The following is a 23993-nucleotide window of genomic DNA, read 5'->3' on the forward strand; positions in this document are numbered from 1 at the left end:
ATGGTTTCCTCCTGATTAGTGATGATGAGTTGAAGTAGTTTGCATCGGCGAGTCATCACCCATATGGTGTGGATGGTCGAAATAGATTCCACCATTTTTATTGACGATGTCTTCAAATAAATTCTTGGGATAGGAAGAAAAGCTTAATTCTTTCACCGTATTTGGTCTAACCAAATCCTCATAGCCGTCGCTTGTCAGAGCAGGTGAGTTTTTCTTAAGACGGGCGGCCCATTTATTGAAATTAGCTTGACTAACCGCTTTTACTCTAAATTTCATATGGGCAAATCCTGTTCCAGTAAAGTTAGCCCCGGAACCGTAATAATTTCCTGTTTTATTAGCCTGAAGCCACAACCCCATCGCCATGCCAGGCATGGTATATTCCTGACCCCCTAACTGCGGTACCCAAAATGAATTCATGGGGGCATCTGAGGTTAAGACAAATTGAACGGGAACCCCAGCGGGAATTTCCGCATAGTTAACAGTAGCTATCTTTTGGCCTGGATACGTAAACAGCCATTTCCAATCCAATGAAGTGACTTGAACCACAACAGGTGTAACATCCTTTACAGGAGGCTTTGATACATTGATTGCTGTTCTTGCCGTATAGAAGCCTAGAATCCCTATAATAACGATAGGAATTCCCCACCAAACCACTTCGAGCACTTTGCTATCATCCCATTCAGGCTCATATGGTGCATTGTTTCCAGGCTTATTGCGATATCGAACGACGATATAAACAAATATTGCAAAGACAGGAATGATAACCACAGCACAAAGAATGACAGAGATAATAATGAGACGCAGCTCTTCCTGACCGACCGGCCCTTTTGGGTCAAGGACAATATATTTACTTCGGTCACAACTAGATAAAAGCATAATGGTCAATAAACAAAAAATAAAAGCTTTACAATATCGAATCCATTTTCCCACGTCAAAATTCCCCTTCGTTTTATTTATAAAGGTTCTTGAACATAAACTTTTTGTGATGAACAGTTAATAGGGTAACCAAATTCTTTTCTAAAATTCCAAAACATGGAATGTTAACAAAATTTATGTAAACAAAAGGGCACTTAGTCGTTCGCGCTTTATTTTTAAAGTAATCGGTGATACCTGAGCACTAGTTGTTTTATCTAAAATGAAGCTCCACCTTTTTTGATGTGCGCACACTACAGCAAATGAATTTAGAAAATTCAGAAAGGATTTTACTGTTTTTACATAGAATATATAGTTAACTGTAAAAGCAACTCCGAGAAATGTTATCGAAGGAAATTCATTTAAGCCTTTTTTATTTGTTAGTTATTATTGGATGGTCTTCAATGTATGTCTTCAGTTAAAAACCGCATACAGCAGTCTGCACTAATTATTATTGAAAACGTTTTCACTCACCTTCTAGTATTCAGGTAAACTCTCTAAGCCACGGAGTTCAAGATTTTGCAGCCTTCATTTACTTCCTCTGCAATTAGTAATCTTATTCATTCACAAAAGATAGGGAGCGGGATTTATATGTTAGATTTTCTGATTGGTTTTGTAAGAGGTATAGCAGCGATGAGTCCGATTTGGTTAGTTCTTTTTATTATCTTCTCCAAGGTGGGAGAAACAAAAGTTAAACCTATTGGGCTGGAGGAATACCAACTAGAAAAAGATAAAACGCATCCTCAATAAACACTATCTGGACAATTTAATGGTTTACCCTAGCAATAAAAAAATCCACTTCTCCTTTCCAAGGAAGGTGGATTTTTTATAAAATTTCACTCGGACTCGAGATGGACAAAGCATGCGCTGGTTGAAGTTTAAAGATTAACTACAGTGGAAAATGAAATTTCCTCAGAAGTAGGTTTAAAGTTTTCATAGTTTCCAAAACCTTCTTTAAGTTGGAAAAGAATATGATATTATTTTATTAAAAATAAACAAATGAACACCATATTATTTTTAATAAGTTGATAGGAGAACTCACTTTCTTCCTTGATAGGCAGGTGAGTTTATCATTTTTATAAAGGAGTCAGGGAGAATGAACAAACCGAATGAAGGCGCTTACTGGATTTGGTTTCCGGGTGATTGGGAAATCTGGCTTAATGAACAAATCTCCATTAGACGTCAAACGCGTGGGGCAATATATCCTGCCTTTTGGAGACTCGACCGTCATTACAGTTCTGTTATTTATCGACTTACATACGAATTGGAGCAGCCAGAGGAAGTGGCGATTACCGCAGATGGCCGGTTCGCCTGGTTTTTGGACGGCAAAGATAACTACAGGTCCAATACTTCCCGAGCAAGGCTTCCGGCAGGAAAGCACGAGTTGAAAGTTAACGTCTACAATGATGTGGGTGTGCCAGCTTTATTCGTCGAAGGAAAGAACATACGCACAAACGCTAGTTGGGAAGTATCCTGTTTTGACCAACGTTGGCATGCTGCCGGATGCTGGAGAGACGTCTTGAATGATTCGACACTTCCTCCATCTAGATACCAATTACAGACCGAGCCTCAAGCTTCGGTAAGTGTAGAACGAAGAGAGGACGGGTGGTTGGTTGACTTTGGCAAAGAGACATTTGGTTATCTCCTATTAAAAGGTATGAAGGGACAAAGCGATGTGACGGTTTATTATGGGGAATCCAGAGAAGAGGCTGAGGACAGGGAGTATTGCCTCCAGTTGGACCGTGTTTCTTTAGACTCGCAACAATCGCATGACTATACCTTTAAAGAGGCAAGAGCATTTCGCTTTGTCCAGGTTGTCCCGGAGCAAAGTGATTTCGAGATTGAGTCCATCTCGATGCTTTATGAATATCTGCCAGTTGAATACAGGGGAAAGTTTCAGAGCTCAAGTGAGAAACTCAACAAAATCTGGGACACATCTCTTTACACTTTTCATCTCTGTACTCGGGAGTTTTTCTTTGACGGAATCAAGCGCGACCGCTGGGTGTGGTCTGGGGATGCGTATCAATCGTTTTTGATGAATTATTATAGCTTTTATGACAGTGAAGCGGTAAAGCGTACGCTGATAGCCCTAAGGGGAAAGGACCCAGTGGCCATTCATATGAATACCATCCTCGACTACAGCTTGTATTGGTTTATCGGAATCTATGATTATTATCTATATACCGGTGACATCGCCTTCGTTAAATCACAATATGAACGCAGCGTTTCACTGATGGATTTCTGTTTAGAACGCCGCAATGAAGAAGGAATGATGGAAGGAATAGAGGATGACTGGGTGTTCGTCGACTGGGCACACATTGACAATCGAGGAGAAGTAAGTACCATTCAATTACTGTTGTGCAGGAGCTTAGAAACGCTGGCAGCCATAGCAGAATTGGTGGGAGATCGCGACCGTAGTCTTGAGTATCAAAATATGGCAAATGAACTAAAGTCCAAAATCATGGATATTTTTTGGGACAAAGAACAGGGGGCACTGGTTCATAATCGGCATGAGGGGATCATAAGCGATAAGGTGACCAAATACCCGAATATGTTTGCCCTTATGTTTGGCTATCTTGACGGAATGCAGACAGAGAGTGTCAAGCAAAATGTCATGCTAAATCCAGCCATTCAAAGAATCAAGACCCCCTATATGCGTTTTTATGAACTTGCGGCCATGTGTGAAGTAGGGGAACATCTGTTTGTCCTTGATGAGATGTTAAGCTATTGGGGGGGCATGCTTGATTTAGGCGCAACAAGTTTCTGGGAAGAATTCGATCCTAATCAGAAAGGGGCAGAGCATCTTGGAATGTATGACATGCGTTTCGGGAGGAGTCTTTGCCATGCATGGGGAGCAAGTCCTCTTTACCTCGTTGGAAAGTACTTCTTAGGTGTAAAACCTCTGAGTCCAGGGTATGAAACCTTTACGGTGGAACCACATCTTGGTGGACTGAAATGGATCCAAGGCACCGTGCCAATCGGCAAAGGCGATGTGGAAGTGTATATGAATAGTGAAAGGATTCGTGTCAGGGCTTCTGGCGGGCTAGGCGTCCTTCGATACAAAAAGGAAGAGGAATCCCTGGAAGCACCTATTCCGACTGATGGAAGTTGGCTGGACGTACCATTGAACAATTAAAAAAAGGTTGAACTTAACAAGCCAAACTAATTTTGATAGTTTGGCTTGTTTAAGATTCTCAAAAAAGACAAGAAGGAGGACTTAATGAAAATCGTTCATTTCATTAAATCGTTAAAGATCTATCCTAAGCTAGTCCTCACATTCTTCATTTCGCTGCTTCCTATTTATGTTATCGGGCTGATGATGAATCAGTCAGGTACGCATCATGTGAAGAGTGAAATAGCCCATTCACTGAATTCAAGGGTTAATCTTTATATGGAAATGTTAGAAGGTGATTTCGGGCATACTATCCAATTTTTACAGGAATATGTCAACGATGAGGATTTGATGAAGTTGAGTTCTTCGGCTGATATCATGTCTCAGTTGGAAATCAATCAAGCTGTGCTTCGCTTGAAGGAAAAATTAGATATCCTTAAAGAATCCAGTAAATTTGTTGATGATGCTTTTGTGATGATTCCATCCATTGATCGGACCGTTTCCTCCAATGTCAATGCCATTTCTGAAATGGATCATCAAAAATTTGATGAACTAAGGAAAGTTAAAAATCTATTTGAATCCCCGTTTATTCAAATTGGCAGCCGTGTCTATATTGCCATTCCATATCCTGACCCGAGTACTACCCAAAATCAAAATTTTATTATTGGTGTAGAGGTATCTCGTTCAGGTTTATCCTCAGCTCTGCACAGCTTTACAAGTGTGGGCGGAGAAGCCGTTTTGGCTGGAAGGAATATCCCCTGGGTGGTGGCGGGATCGATGGATAAGAGTGAGGAAACATCATTTATCAATCAAATGAAAAAAATCAGCAGCACCACCGCCGGTCAGAATTTCAAAATTGGCAGCAAGACCTATATGGTTACCCAAAAGGAATCAAAACTGCTAGATGTAACAATGACCATGTTCGTTCCAACTACAGATATGAATAAATCCCTCAAAGACTATGAAAAGTGGCTGCTGCTCCTGTCACTTGCTTCCATCCTTTTAATCATGATCTTTTCCTATCTAATTTACAGAATGATTCATCAACCGCTAAAAAACCTTATTGCCGCGTTCCGCCGAATGGAAACAGGAGATTTTGATATTGCCTTAACTTATCCGTTTCATGATGAATTTGGATACCTTTATGAACAGTTTAACTCAACCGTAAAGCAATTAGACGTCCTTGTTCATGAAGTATATGAGCAGCAGTATAGGGCCAGTCTATCGGAATTAAGACACCTGCAATCGCAAATTAATCCTCATTTTTTATATAATACTTACTTTATTTTATATCGGATGGCGATGCTCAAAGATACCGAGAATATTATACTTTTAGCAAAGTACTTAGGAGAATACTTTCAATACATCACTCGGGACGGGATCGAAGATGTACCCTTTGAAAGGGAAGCCAAACATGCGAAGAATTATATCGACATTCAGTCAATTCGATTTGCCAATCGAATACAAGCCGACTTTGAGGAGATTCCGGAACAAGCACGTTTGATTCCAGTACCAAGACTAATCTTGCAGCCAATCATAGAAAATGCTTACCAGTACGCACTCGAGAAGAAACCAAAAGGGGCATGGCTGAAGGTCCAAATGAGAGTATCAGAAATCGAATTGAACATTCGTGTCGAGGATAATGGTGGAGAACTAACAATGGAAAAACTTAATAAGATGATAGAGTCATTGAACAATCCAAAAGAAGTAATTGAAAGTACAGGACTTGTCAATGTCCATCGCCGCATTAAAATAAAATACGGCGAAAGGGGCGGTGTTTATCTAAGCATGAATGATCAAAACGGATTAAGGGTTGATATGATCATACCATTGGAGATGAAGTTCAATGAAAAAATTATTAATAGTGGATGATGAGCCATATACAGTGGATGGCCTCTATTTCATGATTTCGGATTATGCAGGTTTTGATTTTGAATTGTATACTGCCTATTCAGCTGATGAAGCCATTCAGCGCTTGTTACATACAAAAATGGATATTGTAATCAGCGATATCAAGATGCCAGGCATGGACGGACTAGAACTGCAAAGATGGATCTCGAATCGCTGGCCCGGTTGCAAAGTGATCTTCCTGACGGGTTTCGGTGATATCCAGTACGCTCAAGCTGCAATTCGATTAGGATGTTGCGATTACATCCTGAAAACGGAAGGCGATGAGTCAATCATAAAAAGCATAAAAAAAGCATTGTCCGAATTGGATCAGGAGGCCTTAAACGAGCAAATTATAATTCAGGCAAAAGAAAATTACACCCAGGTACTTCCGCTTCTCAGGAAACAATGGTTTAACGAAATGCTGGACGTAGGAAGATTCCCTCTAATCCTTCATGAATCAAAATTCAAAGAACTCCAAATGAATTTATCGGTACAGGAACAAGTGCTGCTGATTGGCGGGAGAGTGGACAAGTGGAAGGAGAGTGACGATTTAGCCAATCAATTGCTCATGATGGATGCCATTCAAAATATTGTAGAAGAACACTTGAGGCTCATCAGGATTCAAACGATCCTAATGGAAGGCTCTGAAATGATATGGCTGATACAACCAAACAATAGCCATGATGTGGGGCTATCCCTAACAAACATCCATCCATGGGAGGATACGTTATCCTATGTGAAGGGATCGATGGAAAGCATCCAGGCGGCATGCAAAAAGCTGTTAAAATTGCCTATTTCACTGGTGTGCAATGGGAAACCAATAAGCTGGGAGGAAATCGGGAAAACATACAGTAAAATCAATCAAATGATGGTTCTAGGGGTAGGAAATGGAGAAGAAATGCTAATTTCCAATTGTGAAGAAGAACCACTTATGAATGAACCAGATGCATATCGCCGGTACTTTGCCGACTTCGAACAATGTCTTGAAACAGGTGATGAAGAGGAGTGTAAAAAAATCTTAGCCGAATTATTTTATCATTTACCTCCGAGGTACGGTGTATTTGCTGAAATCTACTATAAAGTAGCCGTTCATTTGTTGGAAAGCATCAATAAACTGCAAATCAATCTTCAAGAAGAGCGGAACCAAGAAATGGAACGGCTGCTTAATTTTTCTGCCCATAAATCCAAGAACGATGCATTGCAAGTACTGATGAATGTAATAGGGGATCTTTATTCCAAAAAAAGAAGCATTCAAGATGAACGGACACATCGTGTCATCCACAAGCTGAATAAATATATCCGTGAAAATCTTTCGATGGACCTCTCATTAGATACACTCGCCAATCTGGTTTACATGAACCCCTCCTATTTATCGACACTATATAAGCAATACACCGGGAAAAACATTTCTGATTATATTACCGATCTTCGGGTAGGCAAGGCAAAGGAGTTACTTCTTCACTCCTCCTTAAAGATCCATGAAATAGGAGAGAAAGTGGGATTCAGTACAGCAGGCTATTTTACCCGTTTTTTTAAAAAACATGTAGGCGTTACCCCCCAAGAATATCGAAATTAATCATTCTTCAACATCTAAATAAAAGACCATGTTTCTAAAAAGAGTGAAATATACAGCGGTCATGTCAGAATTTATACTAAAAGCAGAATGATAAATCGAATTCAAAAGGGGGAGAAAAAATGAAGGGGACGAAGAGGAAAATGGCAGCTGTCACTGCCGCCCTTTGCTTGAGCTTGGTCGTTACAGCTTGTACGAAGGAAACCAGTACGAACACCAAACAAGAGACAAATTCACCAAATTCAACCAGTGAAAAGGATCCACAGTTTGGCAAATATGATAAGCCGATCACATTGACCACTGTTCGTTCACTAGACCCCAACATGAAGTTTATCGCCGGAGAAGACCTTGACCATAACATCTGGACAAAAGATTATCAGAACGAACTGGGAATTAAAATCAAAAACGTTTGGAGTGTCGATAGTTCGCAATATGAATCGAAACTGAACGTGACGATTGCCTCAGGTGATTTACCCGATTTCTTCTATGTCAATGGCGTCCAATTAAAGCAGTTGAGCGATTCCGGGCAAATCATGGATTTAACAAGCTACTACAAAAAATATTCGTCCCCCCTGCTTAAACAATTTGCTGAGCAAACCAAGAACGGAATTTCTTCCAGCACGTTTAATGGAAAATTAATGGGATTTGCTGCAGGGGGAGCCACACTCGACTCATCACCGGTGATATGGATCCGCAATGACTGGTTGAAAAAACTAAATCTTTCTGCTCCAGAAACGGTGGATGACGTGCTGAATATATCGAAAGCGTTTACAAAAAATGACCCGGATGGCAATGGCAAACAGGATACGTATGGTTTTACATTGCAAAAGGACTTATTTGGCCAGGCATCTGGATCATTAGAGGGCTTCTTTAATGGTTTCCACGCCTACCCACAGCAATGGATCCAAGATAGTAAAGGAAATTTGGTATATGGAAGTATCCAGCCTGAAATGAAGGAGGCTTTGGCAAAACTTCAAGAAATGTATAAAAATGGAGAGATTGATAAGGAATTTGGCGTTAAGGACGCTACGAAAGAAGGAGAACTGATAGCCTCTGGGAAAATCGGGATGACTTACGGAACGATGCCGTTATCCCTTATGCAATTGGGGGACAACAAGAAAAACGATCCGAATGCGGATTGGCAAGCGTACAAAATCGTTTCAGCTGACAAAGATCCGGCCCTTGCCCAAATCCCATCGCTTGATCTTGGTTCGTACCTTGTGGTGAGCAAAAAAGCAAAGCATCCGGAAGCTGTGTTTAAAATGCTCAACGTGGCTGTTAAATACATGTTCGATCCAAGTACTCCGCCTGATGTTTGGACGGCACATTCTCAAGCGAATGGAAACTCAGTGTGGCAATACACGCCTGTCATCGCAGCACAACCGGAAAAGAACTTGAAAATCCATCAGGATGTAGTGGCTGCATTATCCAATAAGGATCCCAAAGGTCTTACTGCTGAAGAATTGGATGCCTATAAACATTCGGTCAATATGGAAGAAGGCAATGGAGATGTAACCGATTGGGGATTTGACAAAGTATTCGGTCCACAAGGTTCGTACGAAGTCATTAATCAATATGTGCAAAATAACGGGCTGCATCCAAATGGATTCTTTGGACCGCCGACAGAAACCATGACGACCAAACAATCCATTTTAAAACAGCAAGAAATTGAAACATTTACGAAAATCATTATGGGTGAATCTGTTGATAGTTTTGATAAATTCGTCAAGAACTGGAAGAGCAGTGGCGGTGATCAACTGACGAAGGAAGTGAATGATTGGGCGAAGTCTAAATAGATGACAGTAGCTTTAAATCAGAAGGAAGCGGGGTGGGGAGGAGAGGCTCTCCTCAACCTCACCTTCTTTATGGGGAAAAGAGGGGAAATTCAAATGGGAAAAACAGGATTGGAAAGGACGGATGCTTCCCTCCAATTAACCACGAATAGGCAGAAACGGTCATGGAAACAACAACTTCCCTTTCATCTGATGCTGTTACCTCCTATCATATTTGTCATTGTTTACAGTTATGGACCGATGTTAGGGCTGGTGATTGCCTTCCAAAAGTTCATTCCAGCACTTGGTTTTTCAGGGTCCAAATGGGTAGGATTTGAAAACTTTCAATACGTGCTTGAATTACCGAATTTCACAAGCGTCATATGGAATACACTCGTCATTTCCGTGTTTAAAATTATTGCCAACTTAGTCGTCCCGATTACGATTGCGCTGCTTTTAAATGAAATAAGAAGGGAAAAATTTAAACGCAGTGTGCAGACTCTCATTTACTTGCCTCATTTTCTTTCCTGGATTTTGCTTGGGGGCATTTTAATTGATATCTTGTCACCATCAACTGGAATTGTTAACCAAGTCCTCGGTTGGTTCGGTGTGAAACCAATCTATTTTTTGGGTGACAACGATTGGTTTCGTCCCACGATCATCACGACGGATGTGTGGAAAGAGTTTGGCTACAATACCATTGTGTATTTAGCGGCACTTACAGGAATCAATCCAGCGTTATATGAAGCGGCTGTTGTAGATGGCGCAAACAGGTGGAGGCAGACATGGCACATTACATTGCCTGGTATAGCGCCAATCATCGTCCTTTTATCAGTTCTTAGTATCGGGAATGTACTGAATGCAGGATTTGATCAGGTCTACAATCTTTATAGTCCGACCGTTTATGAAACAGGGGATATCATCGATACATTTGTTTACCGGCTCGGCCTTGTGGATGCCCAATATTCTGTGGCTACCGCGGTGGGGCTATTCAAATCGGTGATTTCTTTCATTCTAGTATCGGTTTCTTATATCCTTGCCTTTCGTTTTGCCAATTATCGAATTTTCTAAGAAGGGAGTGAGGAGCCATGGTTACGCGTAACTCGTTAGGCAGGAAGTTATTTGTAATTTTCAACTATACATTCTTAATCTTGGTGTCTCTGGTTTGTATTTTTCCGTTAGTCCATACGCTGGCCATGTCACTTAGTTCAAACGCGGCCGCGGCCGCAGGAAAAGTGAAATTACTGCCAATAGACTTTACGTTTGCCTCTTATGAATACGTACTAAATCAGTCCGCCTTTTTCAAGTCCATCCTTGTCACACTGAAGCGGGTTGCCATTGGGGTACCTCTCAATATGATTTTGACCATCCTTGCCGCGTATCCACTTTCAAAAAATTTTCGGGGAAGAACCGTTTATGTTTGGATATTCGTGTTGACCATGCTTTTTAACGGGGGACTCATTCCCACCTATATGGTTGTGAAATATACCGGTTTGCTTGATAGTATCTGGTCACTCGTTTTGCCAGGCGCCGTCCCTGTATTTAACGTCATCCTGCTGCTTAATTTCTTTCGAGGTCTTCCAAAAGAACTGGAGGAAGCGGCATTAATTGATGGGGCTGGGCACTGGACGATTATGTGGAAAATCTATGTTCCACTTTCCTTGCCGGCATTGGCAACGACTACTCTATTTGCTGCTGTCGGTCATTGGAACTCATGGTTTGATGGACTCATTTTTATGAGTTCTCCTGACCATTATCCACTGCAAAGCTATCTGCAAACCATCGTAGTGCAAACAGATATTATGAATCTGGCAAACACGGACTTAAATCAGTTGCTGGAAGTGAATAATCAAACGGCGAAAGCCGCGCAAATATTTGTAGGGGCGCTCCCAATCCTAATCGTTTATCCCTTCTTGCAGCGGTATTTTATGAAGGGGATTGTCTTGGGAAGTGTTAAGGAATAACAGGTTAAAAAACAATATACTTATAGACTTTAAGAGGAGGAATCATATGACCTATCAATCCATTAGACCGGGACAGATTTGGCTGGACACAAAAGGGGAAAGGATCCATGCACATGGAGGATCCATCATGCATATTGATGACACGTTTTATTGGTATGGAGAAAATAAGGAAAAAACTCTTCCCGGCAGTGAGATATGGCATTGGGGAGTCAGGTGTTATACTTCGAAGGATCTATACAACTGGGAGGATAAAGGGCTCATTATCCCTCCAAATTTGGAAGATACCAATTGTCCGCTGCACCCATCAAGCTTAATGGACAGACCGCACATCATCTATAACCGGTTTACAAAGAAATATGTGTGCTGGTTAAAAGTGATGCAAAAAGATGGGGGCCAGAAGTCAACTGTGCTCATTGCGGATTCTATTCTAGGACCTTACACCATGGTCAGGCAAGATCTTATGCCACTTGGAATGAGTGCAGGTGATTTCGACCTAGTGGTCAACCCTTCAGATGGCAAGGCCTATTACTATTTTGAAAGAGTACACAGCGAGCTGATTTGTGCAGACCTTACAGACGACTACACAAATGTGACAGGGTATTATTCCACCCATTTCCCGCAACCCTACCCACCATATGTAAGAGAAGCACCAGCCCATTTTTATCGAAAAGGGCTCCACTATCTGGTTACCTCTGGAACAACCGGTTATTTCCCAAATCCATCTGAGGTAGCCTGTTCCAAACTATTTCATGGTCCATTTGAGGTGCTCGGAAATCCTCATCCAGAGGACGCAACGAATACTTCTTTCCATTCACAGATTTGTTCTGTGTTTAAGCATCCAGGTAAAAAGGATTTATACATTGCACTAGCAGACCGTTGGATTTCGGATTTGTCTTCCTCACTTCCTTATGAAAAGTCGGCGGAGATATTTGAAACAATCTTTAACCCCGATTATGACAAACAAGAAGTAGAGAGGGGCCCTGAATTTGTCGTGGATACGACAAAAGCGGATTATGTGTGGCTTCCGTTCCGATTTGACGGAAAGATGGCCTATTTGGATTGGAAAGAGGAATGGCGGATTGAAGATTATGAATAGAGGGATCTAGCACATAAATAATGACTTAGTCGATAGCGGGTGATAGTGGAAATGAACATTCAAAAACTGGAAAATCAAGTGATTATACGCAATGAACCTTTCATCGAGAAAGCAGAACGATTAAAACCAGTGCTTCAGGAAACCATGGTGAATCCAACAGCTATTGTAGAAATCAAAAAGGACCAAAATGTGATTCATGGATGGAGGTCGGAGTTCATGGCTCCGGCCTCCACTTTAGCAAACAATGATTATCGAAAAAAAGATTCCTTTATTCTTGATTTTGGAAATCATCAAGTTGGCTATCTTACCTTTAAAATTCGCCCTGCAGGCAGTCCGCCGGATGCCCCTCTTAAACTTAAACTGGTTATGGGAGAGATGCCCGTTGAAATGGGGGAACCTTTTGAGAGTTATGAAGGTTGGCTAAGTAGTTCATGGCTGCAGGAAGAAACCCTTTTTGTTGATGTCCTGCCAGCAACCATCACTTTGCCGCGCAGATACAGCTTTAGATTTGTGAAATTTGAGGTAGTGGATACCTCGCCAAAATACGGTGTTGTTTTTGAACAGGTAGAATGTAAGGCGGTGACCTCTGCCAATATTCATGCAGTGGAACCGATACGCTGCCAAGATTCGGAACTACGGAAGATGGATGAAGTCAGTATTAAAACGCTTGCCGATTGCATGCAGGATGTTTTTGAAGATGGCCCCAAACGAGACCGCCGGCTATGGTTGGGGGATCTGCGCTTGCAGGCACTTGCAAACTATGAAACATTTGGGACAAATGATCTCGTGAAACGATGTCTGTATCTTTTTGCTGGGGTTCCCGATGCAAACGGAAAAGTTCCCGCAAACGTGTTTACTGAACCACATCTAATAGCCGACGATACCTACTTTGTCGATTATTCATTGTTTTTTACAGGAACTTTGCATGATTATTATTTTGAAACAAACGATGTAGAGACGTTAAAGGAACTCTGGCCTACAGCCTATCGCCAAGTTGAACTTGCGCTTGAACAACTAGATGAAAATCATATTATACGAGATACGTCTGAATGGTGGTCATTTATTGATTGGCAGCAAGATTTAAATAAACAGACCTCATCTCAAGCAATCTTAATCTATACCATGAAACAAGCTATTCGTCTGGCTGAACAATTGAAAGTCCCTGAAGAAGATACTTTAAAGGAGCGTTTAAAAGAAGTTGAGGCAGGGACCCTTCAATATTTATGGGACGACCACAAGCAGTTCTTTATCAGTGGCAAGGAGCATCAAGTATCATGGGCGAGTCAGATTTGGATGGTACTGGCAGGTGTTTTTCCAAGGGATAAAAATAAGCAACTGATGGATCATCTGTTAACAGAAAAGCCTGCAGTAGGTATGGCAACGCCTTACTTGTATCATCATTTTATCGAAGCTTTACTTGTTTCAGGGGAAACTGAGCGGGCTATAAAAGAAATGAAAGCATACTGGGGCGGAATGATTCGAGATGGAGCCGATACATTCTGGGAATTATATGATCCTAGTAACAAACAATTTTCCCCTTATGGAAGTCATTTAATCAACAGCTATTGTCATGCTTGGAGTTGTACGCCAACCTATCTTATTAGGAAATATGGGTTACTGAGTAAAATATAAAGAATCTTCCATCCTGAATCTGAGCAAATTTTTATATTAAAAACTTGATAGGGAAAGTATGTATTAATGGTAGTTAAAGGGAACATCACAGGATGTATCCCTTTTTGTTGTTTGACGGTTAATCTGATAAACTGAATTTAGAGAAAATTTGAATTACTGATTAGGGAGGAGAATATTCTTTGGATGCAGAAATTGCTCAGAATCGTGCAGAGTTATCAGGAAAGTTAACAAACGTATTAGATTCCAGGTCGCTAGAACACTCTCACAGAAGGCTAGCGGAAATTCTGACTGAAGGGATGGCCGTCCTTGATGTTGGTTGTGGGACGGGAGCCATTACACGAGGAATAGCTGAAGCGGTAGGTCCAAATGGGCTTGTAATAGGAATTGATAATAATCCAAACCTAATCGAAAAAGCACGCAAAACTCATGGAGATATACCAGGGTTATATTTTGAAAATGGTGACATTTATCATCTTCCCTATGAACAAAAATTTGACATTGTTACCTCTTCACGGGTATTAGTATGGCTGTCAGACCCGATGAAAGCCTTAAAAACGATGACCTCAACTGTCAAAATTGGCGGCCGCATTCTAATAGTTGATTATAATCATGAGAAAATTTCTTGGGAACCACAGCCACCTTCAAGTATGATCCATTTTTACTCTTCCTATTTAAAATGGCGTACGGAAGCAGGAATGGATAATTCTATTGCTGATCACCTTCCTGAAATGTTTCAAAGACTTGGTTTAAAAGATATTACTATTTTTCCCCATCACGAGGTAATGAAGAAAACAGATCCTGATTTTCAGATCCGCATTGGAATATGGGCTGATGCGGCATCAAGTAGAGGACCTCAAATGGAAAGAGACGGTTTTATTTCGGAGGGGGAATATCTTAATGCAGAAAAAGAATATAGGGAATGGATGGTACGGGATGCCCAATCTTTAACCATGTATATGTTAGCGGTTGAAGGCATAAGAGATAGATAAAATGATAATGTAGTAGGATGCTACAACTAAAGAGGCGTAAAGACATTAAGGATTGATGCTTTTTGAGATTACTGTACTAACGTTTTAGTTCAACAGATAAGTTTGTTAACATAGAATTAAGCTGAAGGAGCTAGAAATGTGATATTGGTAAGTTCTTGTTTAGCGGGGTTGAAGGTGAGATATAACGGCACGCACAGTTTGAATGAAGAAATAACTATACTTGTAGAACAAAATAAAGCTATTACAATATGTCCAGAATTACTGGGCGGATTTTCAACTCCCAGAGAACCTGCTGAAATAATCGGTGGAAACGGAGAAGATGTACTCGATGGAAAAGCTAAGGTTATTGAAAAGTCAGGAAAAGATGTAACGGAACTTTACATAAAAGGTGCTTATGCAACACTAAATAAAGCTAGAGAGGTAAATGCGGCCGTAGTAGTTTTAAAGGAGTACAGCCCATCATGTGGAAGTTCAATGATCTATAACGGCGAATTCATTGGTAAAAAACTTGAGGGGATGGGGGTTACTTCTGCTTTATTAAAAAGAAATGGATTCACAGTAATCTCAGAAGAACAATTTGCGGCAACCTTCACTAGCTAAAATTAGCAGAAACTGGTTGTTCATAAAATACTCTATTCAAAAAGTCTACAAGGTTTATAAAGAATGCCCTAAATATAAAACAATCCACCCAAGTTGAATTATTTGGGTGGATTGTTTTTTTTATAGATAAGGACTCTCGTGCTTTGCTTTTAACATATTCCAACGGCGCTCCACTTCATTTTCAAACATCTGAAGCATATTCCCGCTTTCTTCTTTTAATAGATGCTTCGTTTTGCCCATGAGCTTTAACCACTCAGATACTGCCAAGCGTTTCTTTTTCTCCTCTGGGTTATAGGTGAGCGTGGTGATGCCGTGTTCCACTTCATAAAGAGGGAAGAAACAGGAGTTCACAGCAGCCTCAACAATGGTCTGCCCAAGTTCATCCTTTGATTTCCAGTTCAATGGACAGGTGATCAAGATTTTACCGTAAACTAACCCTTCATTTTGTGCATACCATTGAGCCTTAGCCGCTTTCTTTAATAGATCGCGGTCAAACGCTTCCGTTCCTGTAAAGACATAGGGAATATGAGTAGCAGCCATGATTTGGGCAGTATCCTTGTGATGGAACGGTTTTCCGTTTTGAAAGCTGCCTACGCTCGACGTACTAGTCATATGCCCCATTGGTGTGGAGTAGGAGAGCTGGCTTCCTGTATTCATATATCCTTCGTTATCATACTCAAGGATAATCATTTTATGGTTTCGTAACGCTGTTCCAATAGCAGGGCCCATGCCGATGTCCATACCGCCGTCACCTGTTATCATCACAAAGGTGAAGTCATCGCTAAGGCCTAATTCTGCTAACTCCCCGCGGCGTTTCCTTTCATAGAACATCTCCACAAGTCCAGAGAGTGTAGCTGAACCATTTTGGAATAAATTATGGATGTAGGTCGCTTTATGGGAACTGTATGGGTAACCAGTGGTGACGACCATAGCACATCCAGTATGGAATAATGCGACGATATCTCCTTCAATCCCTTTAAAAAACAGTTCGAGTCCAGAGAAAATTCCGCAGCCAGGGCATGCGCCATGTCCGGAAGCTAAACGTTTCGGCTTTTTCGTTAAACTCCGTAGAGGAGGAATTTTCACCTTAAGTTCACCGGTATTCTCATCAGGTGTAACTGTGATTAAACCAGTTTTCAAATCTTCTTTTTTCATAGGATTTAAGACACGTTTAGGTGCAGATTCTGGGGCACCAGGATTGTGTCCGAAATAGTCAAAAGGTTTTGTTACAAGGTCGGTTTCTGCTGCTTCATTAGCTAATTGGAAAAAATGTTCTGCATCATCGGCATAAAAATCCTTGCCGCCTAAACCGTAAACGCGGTTAATAACTTTTGTATGGACATTTCCATACGTTTGCAATGCGGCTTTCAACTCTAATCCCATGTTACCGCCATGTGCACCATAAGAATCTGCACGGTCACCTACTGTGACGGCTTTTACGTTTTTCAAAACTTCTGCTAATTTCTTTTGCGGGAAGGGGCGAATCATATTTGGAGAAATAACTCCAGCTTTTATTCCCTGGGAACGAAGCCTGTCGGCAACGTCTTTACAAACCTCTGCGGCAGAGTTCAGCATAAATACCGCTACTTCTGCATCATCCATACGGTATAAATCAAGAACAGGATATTCACGTCCCGTTAATGCTGCATATTCTTTCGAAATTCTCTCAAAAACCCGCTCAGCGTTATACATGGCTTCAGATTGTTGGTAACAGTTATTAATATAGTCAGGTTCATTCATGTAAGGCCCGATTGTCACCGGATTCTCGCGGTCTAAAGCATGAGGAAAGTTAGTCGGTGCCTGACCGATAAATTTATGGACATCTTCTCTAGTTTTGATGACTTGAACCCGTCTTTTTTGATGGGAGGTAAAATAACCATCAAACGAGACAATCACCGGGAGTCGGACTTCCGGATCTTCTGCCAGTTTAATAGCCATTAAATTCATATCATAAACAATTTGGGGATCGCGGGCCATCAAGATCGGCCAGCCAACGTTCAACCCGAAATATAAATCCGAATGATCTCCGTGAATATTTAAGGGGCCAGAAACGGAGCGGTTGACTAGATTTAATACCATTGGAAAGCGGGTTCCAGATTGAACAGGCAGCTGCTCCAACATGTATAGAAATCCATTTGCACTTGTAGCGTTAAACACACGGCCGCCGCCAGTGGATGCTCCGTAGCAAATCCCAGCAGAACCGTGCTCTCCATCTGCAGGAATTAAAACGATATCATGTTCACCCTTGGCTTTCATCCCATCAAGGAATTGGGCAACCTCTGTGGATGGGGAGATGGGGAAGTATCCCATAATATGATAATTAATTTGATGGGCTGCGTATGCGGCCATTTCATTGCCGGATTCAAAAACGATACTTTGTTCAACCGTTCCTTTATTAGAACTTATATTTTCTTGATTGATTTCAATCGACATGAACATTCCCCTTTCTTAATTTTGTAGAGCCAAGTCAAACACATGTGGAACACGGTTCTTGTCAGCGTAACCGTCGTTGTATTCTCTTTCTCCGGATAATGCATCGACTGGACATGCTGTTACGCATTTCAAACAGCCTTTGCAATATTGATAGTCAATTCCTTTAAGAAACATTTGGGGCCGTCCTTTTTTATCTGCTTTTTCCTCCCAAACGAAGCAAAAATCTGGGCAAGCTGTGTCGCAGGCAGCACAATTGATACATTTCTCTTGATGGAAATGGGGGAGCATACCAGCACGTGAAATACTTAAATCCTTTAAAATGCTGTTGCCGGGATTTGTGATGGTACCGCCAATTGCCTGAGTTTGAAACCCGAGCAACGGAACCGCTCTGGTAAATGGTTTTGTCTCGGCTTCCTCACCAAGAGAAAAGGTTTTGAATGTGACTTCATTATAGCCTCGGTCAAAAGTACGGATATTTGGCTCGACAAGGTGAGGATACTTTTTCTCAAAGGTTCGGCGGATGGTCTGTTTCATGGATTCGGGGTCTAAGAAGTCAAGAATACGGTAAAGTGCTCCAAGCATTGCGGTATTTGCCTTTGTTTGCTCCTCTAGTGCAATCCCCGTTGCATCAACGATAGCAATAGTTCCACCAGGAATTTTCATGAGAGTCTTTAGTTCATCAGGGGTTTTTAGTGAATTGACTAAGATAGTGCTGTCGGGATAAATACCGCTAGTACAATCGATGGTTTTAAATAGGGCATCATGAAAAATGCCGACTACATGAGGGCGTTCAATAGGTGTGGTGTCTCGGATGTTGGTATCTGGATCACAAAAACGGATGTGCGCTTTTACCGGAGAGCCTTTTTTCTCTGACCCGTAAGAGGAAAAACCGACTCCGTTCAGTCCGTTTCCCACAACTCCGTCTTCTGAAAGCAATTTCCCGGCCAAATTAGCGCCCAATCCGCCAATTGACTCAAGGCGAATTTCAAAAAAACCTAACTCATTGGTTTTTGGCAATTTTGTCAAAAAAATCCCTCCTCACATAGTTACCGCTTACAATTGGAATTTTATAAATTTTCTTTCAATTATACAATTTAATTGTAACAGGGTATAAAATTAGTTACAACAGTTTTTATATAAATAACCCGTAACCGTTAATTTAGCTGGTTTAACATGTGATGCGTTTTACTATATCAATCTTCTGATATAGTACAGATAATTAATTGTTGTATAACAGATAAACTGTGGACGAATGTAAAAATTATAAAATGTTGGCTTAAACTAGTGAAATATCGAATATAGAAATAGAATTGTTTCGGGAATATTTAGAAGGGCATTCGCAAAAAAAGACCTAATACCCCCACGCCGGTCTATGTACAACATGAATCATGAGAAATTCTTATATATCAATTTGCATTAGAAGAACTTTGGCTAAAAGCAGAAAAATTGGATAGTTAATTCTCTTAATCCCAACTTGGCATTGGCTTTTTTATGCCATCTTTTATCCATAAAAATTTTCCATTTACTTCATCAGATTGAGGCATTAATAAATCGAGGATGACTTCGACTGCTTTCTCGGGAGAATCGCCGCCTGATTGTCCAACCATATCAGCCCACCGTGTCATGACGGAATTCCCTGATTTTTCAGCATCATCCTTAATATTTTCCCACATTTGCGTTTTCACTTCACCAGGATGAATGACATTGGCCGTAATACCTGTTCCTTCCAACTCTGATGCAAGCTGCCTGGTAAAATGATTTAAGGCTGCTTTGCTTGTCGCATAGGCACTGTTTACGCCGTTTGGTTTGACTAGAGAGGCGGCAGAACTTACATTCACCATTCTGCCCCAGCCCAGCTCCATCATTTGGTTCACAAAAGCGCGGCAAACAAGATAGGGCCCTGCCGTATTAATCAGCATCGTATCGATCCACAGTTGCGGGTCACTATCCTTAATCGATTTTATCTCACCATGAACCCCCGCGGCATTAATAAGAATAGAGGGAACACCGACCTTTTCTAAAACAGATGACGCCATCAGTTCCACGCTTTCAATGCTATTGACATCTGCACATACCACCACAGAGTTACCATTAAGCTCTTCAATCAGTTCAGCTGTTTTTTTTAACTTTTCAACCGATCGTCCCACCAGGACCACGAGTGCTCCCGCTTTTGCAAGACCCATTGAAACCGCTTGTCCTATCCCGCTTCCAGCTCCTGTGACAACTGCAATTTTTTCTTTTACAAACGAATAATCAGACATCTGAACACCCCAATTCATTTTTAGCAGTCCAATTGCACGAAGCAATTAATTCTTAATTTAATATGAATTCATTCTATCAATTTATTTTAACATTTGTGGGAGCTTTTCTTTTACTTGAGGACCTATAAACAATTCGACAAATGCGTGATAGAAAAGAATAATCAATCGGTTGGGCAGCTTCTTTTAGGGTTCGGGCAAATGATGCCTTCAGCCTTCTTATCAAGAATAAAAGCCAATCCTTAATTGTGAAGAATGTGTGAAAGTCGGTATATAAGACTTTACATATATTCTTTAGACTATATAATACCCATAAAGGTATATAACCCCCGTGGGTATGTATACAGGCAAATATTATTAATAATAAAATTTATATATAATTTGGAGGGAATACCATGACCAAGAAAGTAGTCATTGTCGGTGGAGTTGCCGGCGGTGCAACAGCAGCTGCCAGATTAAGAAGAGTCAGCGAAGAGGTGGAAATTGTCCTGGTGGAGCGGGGAGAATACATCTCTTTTGCCAATTGCGGTTTACCTTACTATATCGGAGAAACGATTAAAGATAGAAGCAAATTATTAGTGCAAACCGTTAAAGGAATGTCAAAGCGATTTAACCTTGATATTCGCAATTTAAGTGAAGTGTTGAGCATAAAACCTGCAAACAAAACGGTATCCATCAAGAATTTACAAACGGGAGAAGTTTACGAAGAATCGTATGACAAGTTATTGCTATCACCTGGTGCGCGACCAATTGTTCCGCCTATTCCTGGACTTAAGGAGAACCTGTCTCTATTTACGTTGAGGAATATTCCTGATACAGATAGAATCAAAAATTATGTGGATACGCTGCATCCTAAAAAGGCTGTAGTGATCGGCGGAGGCTTTATTGGCATTGAAATGGCCGAAAACTTAGTGGATAGAGGAATGGAAGTAACCATAATTGAAATGGCAAAACAAATAATGGCTCCAATCGATATTGAAATGGCTAGTATTTTACACACACACTTAACAGAAAAAGGTGTGAAGTTAATTTTAGAAAATGGCGTCCAGTCTTTCGCTGACCAGGGAAAGAAGGTTGTTCTTTCTGATGGGACAGAAGTTGAAACAGATATGACAATCCTTTCTATTGGTGTAAGACCGGAAAATGAATTGGCCAAGACAGCGGGATTAGTTCTAGGGGAGCGCGGGGGAATTGCGGTAAATGAATTTCTTCAAACTTCTCATGAGGATATTTATGCTGTTGGGGATGCCGTAGAGGTTGTTGATTATATTAGCGGCACAAAAGCCATGATTCCGCTTGCCGGTCCGGCCAACCGCCAGGGACGAATTGCCGCTAACAATATCATGGGCAAAAAAGAGAAATATCAAGGAACATTAGGCACTTCGATTGTAAAGGTATTCAACTTGACAGTTGCTGCAACTGGAAATAATGAGAAAACATTAAAACGTTTAGAAGTGGATTATGAAGTCATTCATATTCATCCAAGTTCACATGCCGGTTATTATCCGGGAGCTGCACCCATTTCACTAAAATTGATTTTTGACAGAGAAACAGGAAAAATTTACGGTGCCCAAGCTGTTGGAGCGGATGGTGTGGATAAACGAATCGATGTGATAGCAACAGCCATCAAAGGCGGATTGACAGTTGAAGATTTAACGAATCTGGAATTATCTTACGCACCGCCCTACACATCTGCAAAAGATCCAGTGAATATGGCCGGTTATGTGGCCACTAACATTTTGGAAGGAGAATTGGAGCAGGTCCAGTGGCATGAAATGGATCAAATGGTTGCAGAAGGCGGTTTATTAGTGGATGTTCGTGAACCGATGGAAAGGGAATTTGGTTTTATTGAAGGTTCCATCAATATTCCTTTAAATGAGCTCAGAAATCGCTTAGAGGAACTTCCCAAAGATCAGACGGTTTATGTCAACTGCCAAGTTGGTCTAAGAGGGTATTTGGCAAGCCGGATTCTAAAGAATAACGGATATCAGGTAAAAAACCTTGATGGTGGTTGGAAAACATATTCTTCTGTATTCGGAAGCAATATCAAAAAAGTGGAAGCCAATACCAATGATCACGATGATACAGAGGTGAAAAACGCAAATGACATTAGCGCTGATACAGTGGTAGATGTCACCGGTTTAACCTGTCCAATGCCTATTATTAAGCTAAAAAGTGGAATCGAGGCAGTGGAAAGCGGGCAAGTTATTGAACTTCAAGTGACAGACAGAGGTGCGTTAAATGATCTTCCTGCCTGGTCGAAAAACGCGGGCCACACCATCTTAAAAACAGAACAAAATGATCAGGTTATTAGTTTTTGGATAAAAAAGAAATAAAAAAAGAATCCGGAAGTCAATGTGTCCAGATTTTTGATTGAAAAAGGAATCAGAAAAAAATAGAAGGCAGATTATAACTCTGCCTTCTATTTTGTACCAATATCCGTTTCGATATATGACTCAAAAGCTGGATGAAATTCCTTTTGATAATGTTGCTCTGGACAAGATTTAACGACTATGCTTTTAGAAAATTTGAATGATGTGTTTCTAACCTTTTGTTGCATGTAGGACAACGCTCTATAAATAGTTTTTTTAAACGATCCATCCCAGCCACGTATCTTTTTAATTCCTATAGATATACTGTGGATTATACATTATTATTGAAAATTTTCAATAGTATCGGTTCTAATATGGTAGCTAAGAAATAAATGTCAAAATGGATTTGCCTGCTCTATTATAAAAAAAAGTTGACACTTACTTCTATTTTCATTAGTATATACCCATGGGGGTAATTGAAAAAGGATTAGGAGGTACTCACATGAATGTTACGAAAGTTTTGGATGCAAAGGGTTTAGCTTGTCCAATGCCCATTGTAAAGACAAAAAAGGCAATGGATGAACTTGAATCAGGACAAGTTTTGGAAATCCATACAACAGATAAAGGCGCAATAAATGATCTTCCTGCATGGGCAAAATCAGGAGGCCATGAGTTAGTAAAATTCGAAGAAGAAAATGATATTTTAAAATTCTGGATTAAAAAAGGATAATTTTCTACATGACTGAAAACCGGGCCAAAAAGCAGAGAAAGAAATTACTAATGGCGGAAGGCTTGCGGATAGGAAATAGATATATTTTTTTGTTTCTATAAATACCCAAGTGGGTATGTAATTCAAAGGAGGCCGGTTACAAGATGGACGTAAACTACAGCTTAGATGCAAAAGGTTTGGCATGTCCAATGCCTATTGTCAAAACAAGAAAGGCTATGAATGAACTTCAAGCAGGGCAAGTACTAGAAGTCCAAGCAACAGATAAAGGCTCAAAAGCTGATTTAAGAGCGTGGGCTGAAAGCACAGGGCATCAATATATAGGAACCATTGAAGAGGGCGAAGTGTTGAAACATTATCTTCGTAAAGCTTCAAATGATGAAACGAGTGAAAAAAAGCACCCTCATATTATAAACAATGAAGAACTGGAAAAAATGCTTGGAGCAAATGAAAATATCATTGTACTTGATGTAAGAGAAGCAGCCGAATATGCCTTTAACCATATTCAAAATGCGGTTTCATTGCCTTTAGGTGAATTGGAATCAAGGGTGAACGAATTAAACAAAGAAAGTAACATTTTTGTGGTGTGCCGAACGGGCAGCCGAAGTGACCTAGCAGCACAAAAGTTATCCGAGAAAGGTTTTACAAGGGTAACAAATGTTGTTCCTGGAATGAGTCAATGGACCGGCAAAACGATAGGAATCAATAACTAAAATCAGGAGG

The 23993-nt window shown here is 40.7% G+C and carries 18 protein-coding genes; 14 read left to right on the plus strand and 4 right to left on the minus strand.

Features of this window, described 5'->3' with window-relative positions; genetic code table 11:
* Positions 1-15: 15 nt before the first annotated feature.
* Entirely contained in the window at positions 16-930 is a 915-nt protein-coding gene (locus ACY8D0_RS05170; RefSeq protein WP_462409405.1) for a ubiquinol oxidase subunit II, read from the minus strand.
* Positions 931-1503: 573 nt separating this feature from the next.
* Between ACY8D0_RS05170 and ACY8D0_RS05175 the strand changes: the two genes are divergently transcribed.
* From ACY8D0_RS05175 to ACY8D0_RS05225, 11 genes are all read left to right on the plus strand, one after another.
* Positions 1504-1662 (plus strand): hypothetical protein, encoded by a 159-nt coding sequence (locus ACY8D0_RS05175; protein ID WP_462409406.1) that lies wholly within the window; start codon positions 1504-1506, stop codon positions 1660-1662.
* A 346-nt stretch (positions 1663-2008) separates the two neighbouring features.
* Positions 2009-4048, plus strand: a complete 2040-nt coding sequence (locus tag ACY8D0_RS05180; protein WP_462409407.1) for an alpha-L-rhamnosidase-related protein — start codon at positions 2009-2011, stop codon at positions 4046-4048.
* Between the two features lie 84 nt (positions 4049-4132).
* Complete coding sequence (locus tag ACY8D0_RS05185) at positions 4133-5896, plus strand: sensor histidine kinase (RefSeq protein ID WP_462409408.1); 1764 nt, start codon at positions 4133-4135, stop codon at positions 5894-5896.
* Positions 5871-7490 (plus strand): response regulator transcription factor, encoded by a 1620-nt coding sequence (locus ACY8D0_RS05190; protein ID WP_462409409.1) that lies wholly within the window; start codon positions 5871-5873, stop codon positions 7488-7490. The genes ACY8D0_RS05185 and ACY8D0_RS05190 overlap by 26 nt, the downstream gene beginning before the upstream one ends.
* A gap of 119 nt (positions 7491-7609) precedes the next feature.
* Positions 7610-9283 (plus strand): extracellular solute-binding protein, encoded by a 1674-nt coding sequence (locus ACY8D0_RS05195; RefSeq protein WP_462409410.1) that lies wholly within the window; start codon positions 7610-7612, stop codon positions 9281-9283.
* A gap of 93 nt (positions 9284-9376) precedes the next feature.
* Complete coding sequence (locus tag ACY8D0_RS05200; RefSeq protein ID WP_462409411.1) at positions 9377-10330, plus strand: ABC transporter permease; 954 nt, start codon at positions 9377-9379, stop codon at positions 10328-10330.
* Positions 10331-10347: 17 nt separating this feature from the next.
* A complete protein-coding gene (locus ACY8D0_RS05205; RefSeq protein WP_462409412.1) occupies positions 10348-11223 on the plus strand; it encodes a carbohydrate ABC transporter permease in 876 nt (291 codons plus the stop codon).
* A 46-nt stretch (positions 11224-11269) separates the two neighbouring features.
* A complete protein-coding gene (locus tag ACY8D0_RS05210; RefSeq protein WP_462409413.1) occupies positions 11270-12319 on the plus strand; it encodes a family 43 glycosylhydrolase in 1050 nt (349 codons plus the stop codon).
* Between the two features lie 51 nt (positions 12320-12370).
* Positions 12371-13951: an alpha-L-rhamnosidase-related protein gene (locus ACY8D0_RS05215; RefSeq protein WP_462409414.1), complete on the plus strand. Its 1581-nt coding sequence runs from the start codon at positions 12371-12373 to the stop codon at positions 13949-13951.
* A gap of 179 nt (positions 13952-14130) precedes the next feature.
* Positions 14131-14940 carry a methyltransferase domain-containing protein gene (locus ACY8D0_RS05220; RefSeq protein ID WP_462409415.1) on the plus strand — a complete coding sequence of 270 codons (810 nt, stop codon included), beginning with the start codon at positions 14131-14133 and terminating at the stop codon, positions 14938-14940.
* A gap of 138 nt (positions 14941-15078) precedes the next feature.
* Entirely contained in the window at positions 15079-15540 is a 462-nt protein-coding gene (locus ACY8D0_RS05225) for a 2-thiouracil desulfurase family protein (RefSeq protein ID WP_462409416.1), read from the plus strand.
* Between the two features lie 120 nt (positions 15541-15660).
* Here ACY8D0_RS05225 and ACY8D0_RS05230 read toward each other — a convergent pair whose 3' ends face one another.
* From ACY8D0_RS05230 to ACY8D0_RS05240, 3 genes are all read right to left on the minus strand, one after another.
* Positions 15661-17973 (minus strand): thiamine pyrophosphate-dependent enzyme, encoded by a 2313-nt coding sequence (locus tag ACY8D0_RS05230; RefSeq protein WP_462409417.1) that lies wholly within the window; start codon positions 17971-17973, stop codon positions 15661-15663.
* 15 nt (positions 17974-17988) lie between these two features.
* Positions 17989-18999, minus strand: a complete 1011-nt coding sequence (locus tag ACY8D0_RS05235; protein WP_462409418.1) for a 2-oxoacid:acceptor oxidoreductase family protein — start codon at positions 18997-18999, stop codon at positions 17989-17991.
* Between the two features lie 437 nt (positions 19000-19436).
* Positions 19437-20234 carry an SDR family NAD(P)-dependent oxidoreductase gene (locus tag ACY8D0_RS05240; protein ID WP_462409419.1) on the minus strand — a complete coding sequence of 266 codons (798 nt, stop codon included), beginning with the start codon at positions 20232-20234 and terminating at the stop codon, positions 19437-19439.
* Positions 20235-20626: 392 nt separating this feature from the next.
* On the opposite strand from ACY8D0_RS05240, the gene ACY8D0_RS05245 reads away from it, so the two are divergent.
* The 3 genes from ACY8D0_RS05245 (at position 20627) to ACY8D0_RS05255 (ending at position 23983) form a co-directional block, all read left to right on the plus strand.
* A complete protein-coding gene (locus tag ACY8D0_RS05245) occupies positions 20627-22567 on the plus strand; it encodes a CoA-disulfide reductase (protein WP_462409420.1) in 1941 nt (646 codons plus the stop codon).
* Between the two features lie 478 nt (positions 22568-23045).
* Positions 23046-23273, plus strand: coding sequence for a sulfurtransferase TusA family protein (locus tag ACY8D0_RS05250; protein ID WP_462409421.1), 228 nt, complete (start codon positions 23046-23048; stop codon positions 23271-23273).
* Between the two features lie 143 nt (positions 23274-23416).
* Positions 23417-23983: a sulfurtransferase TusA family protein gene (locus ACY8D0_RS05255; RefSeq protein ID WP_462409422.1), complete on the plus strand. Its 567-nt coding sequence runs from the start codon at positions 23417-23419 to the stop codon at positions 23981-23983.
* Positions 23984-23993 lie beyond the last annotated feature (10 nt).

It is taken from the genome of Neobacillus camarae (assembly GCF_054950115.1).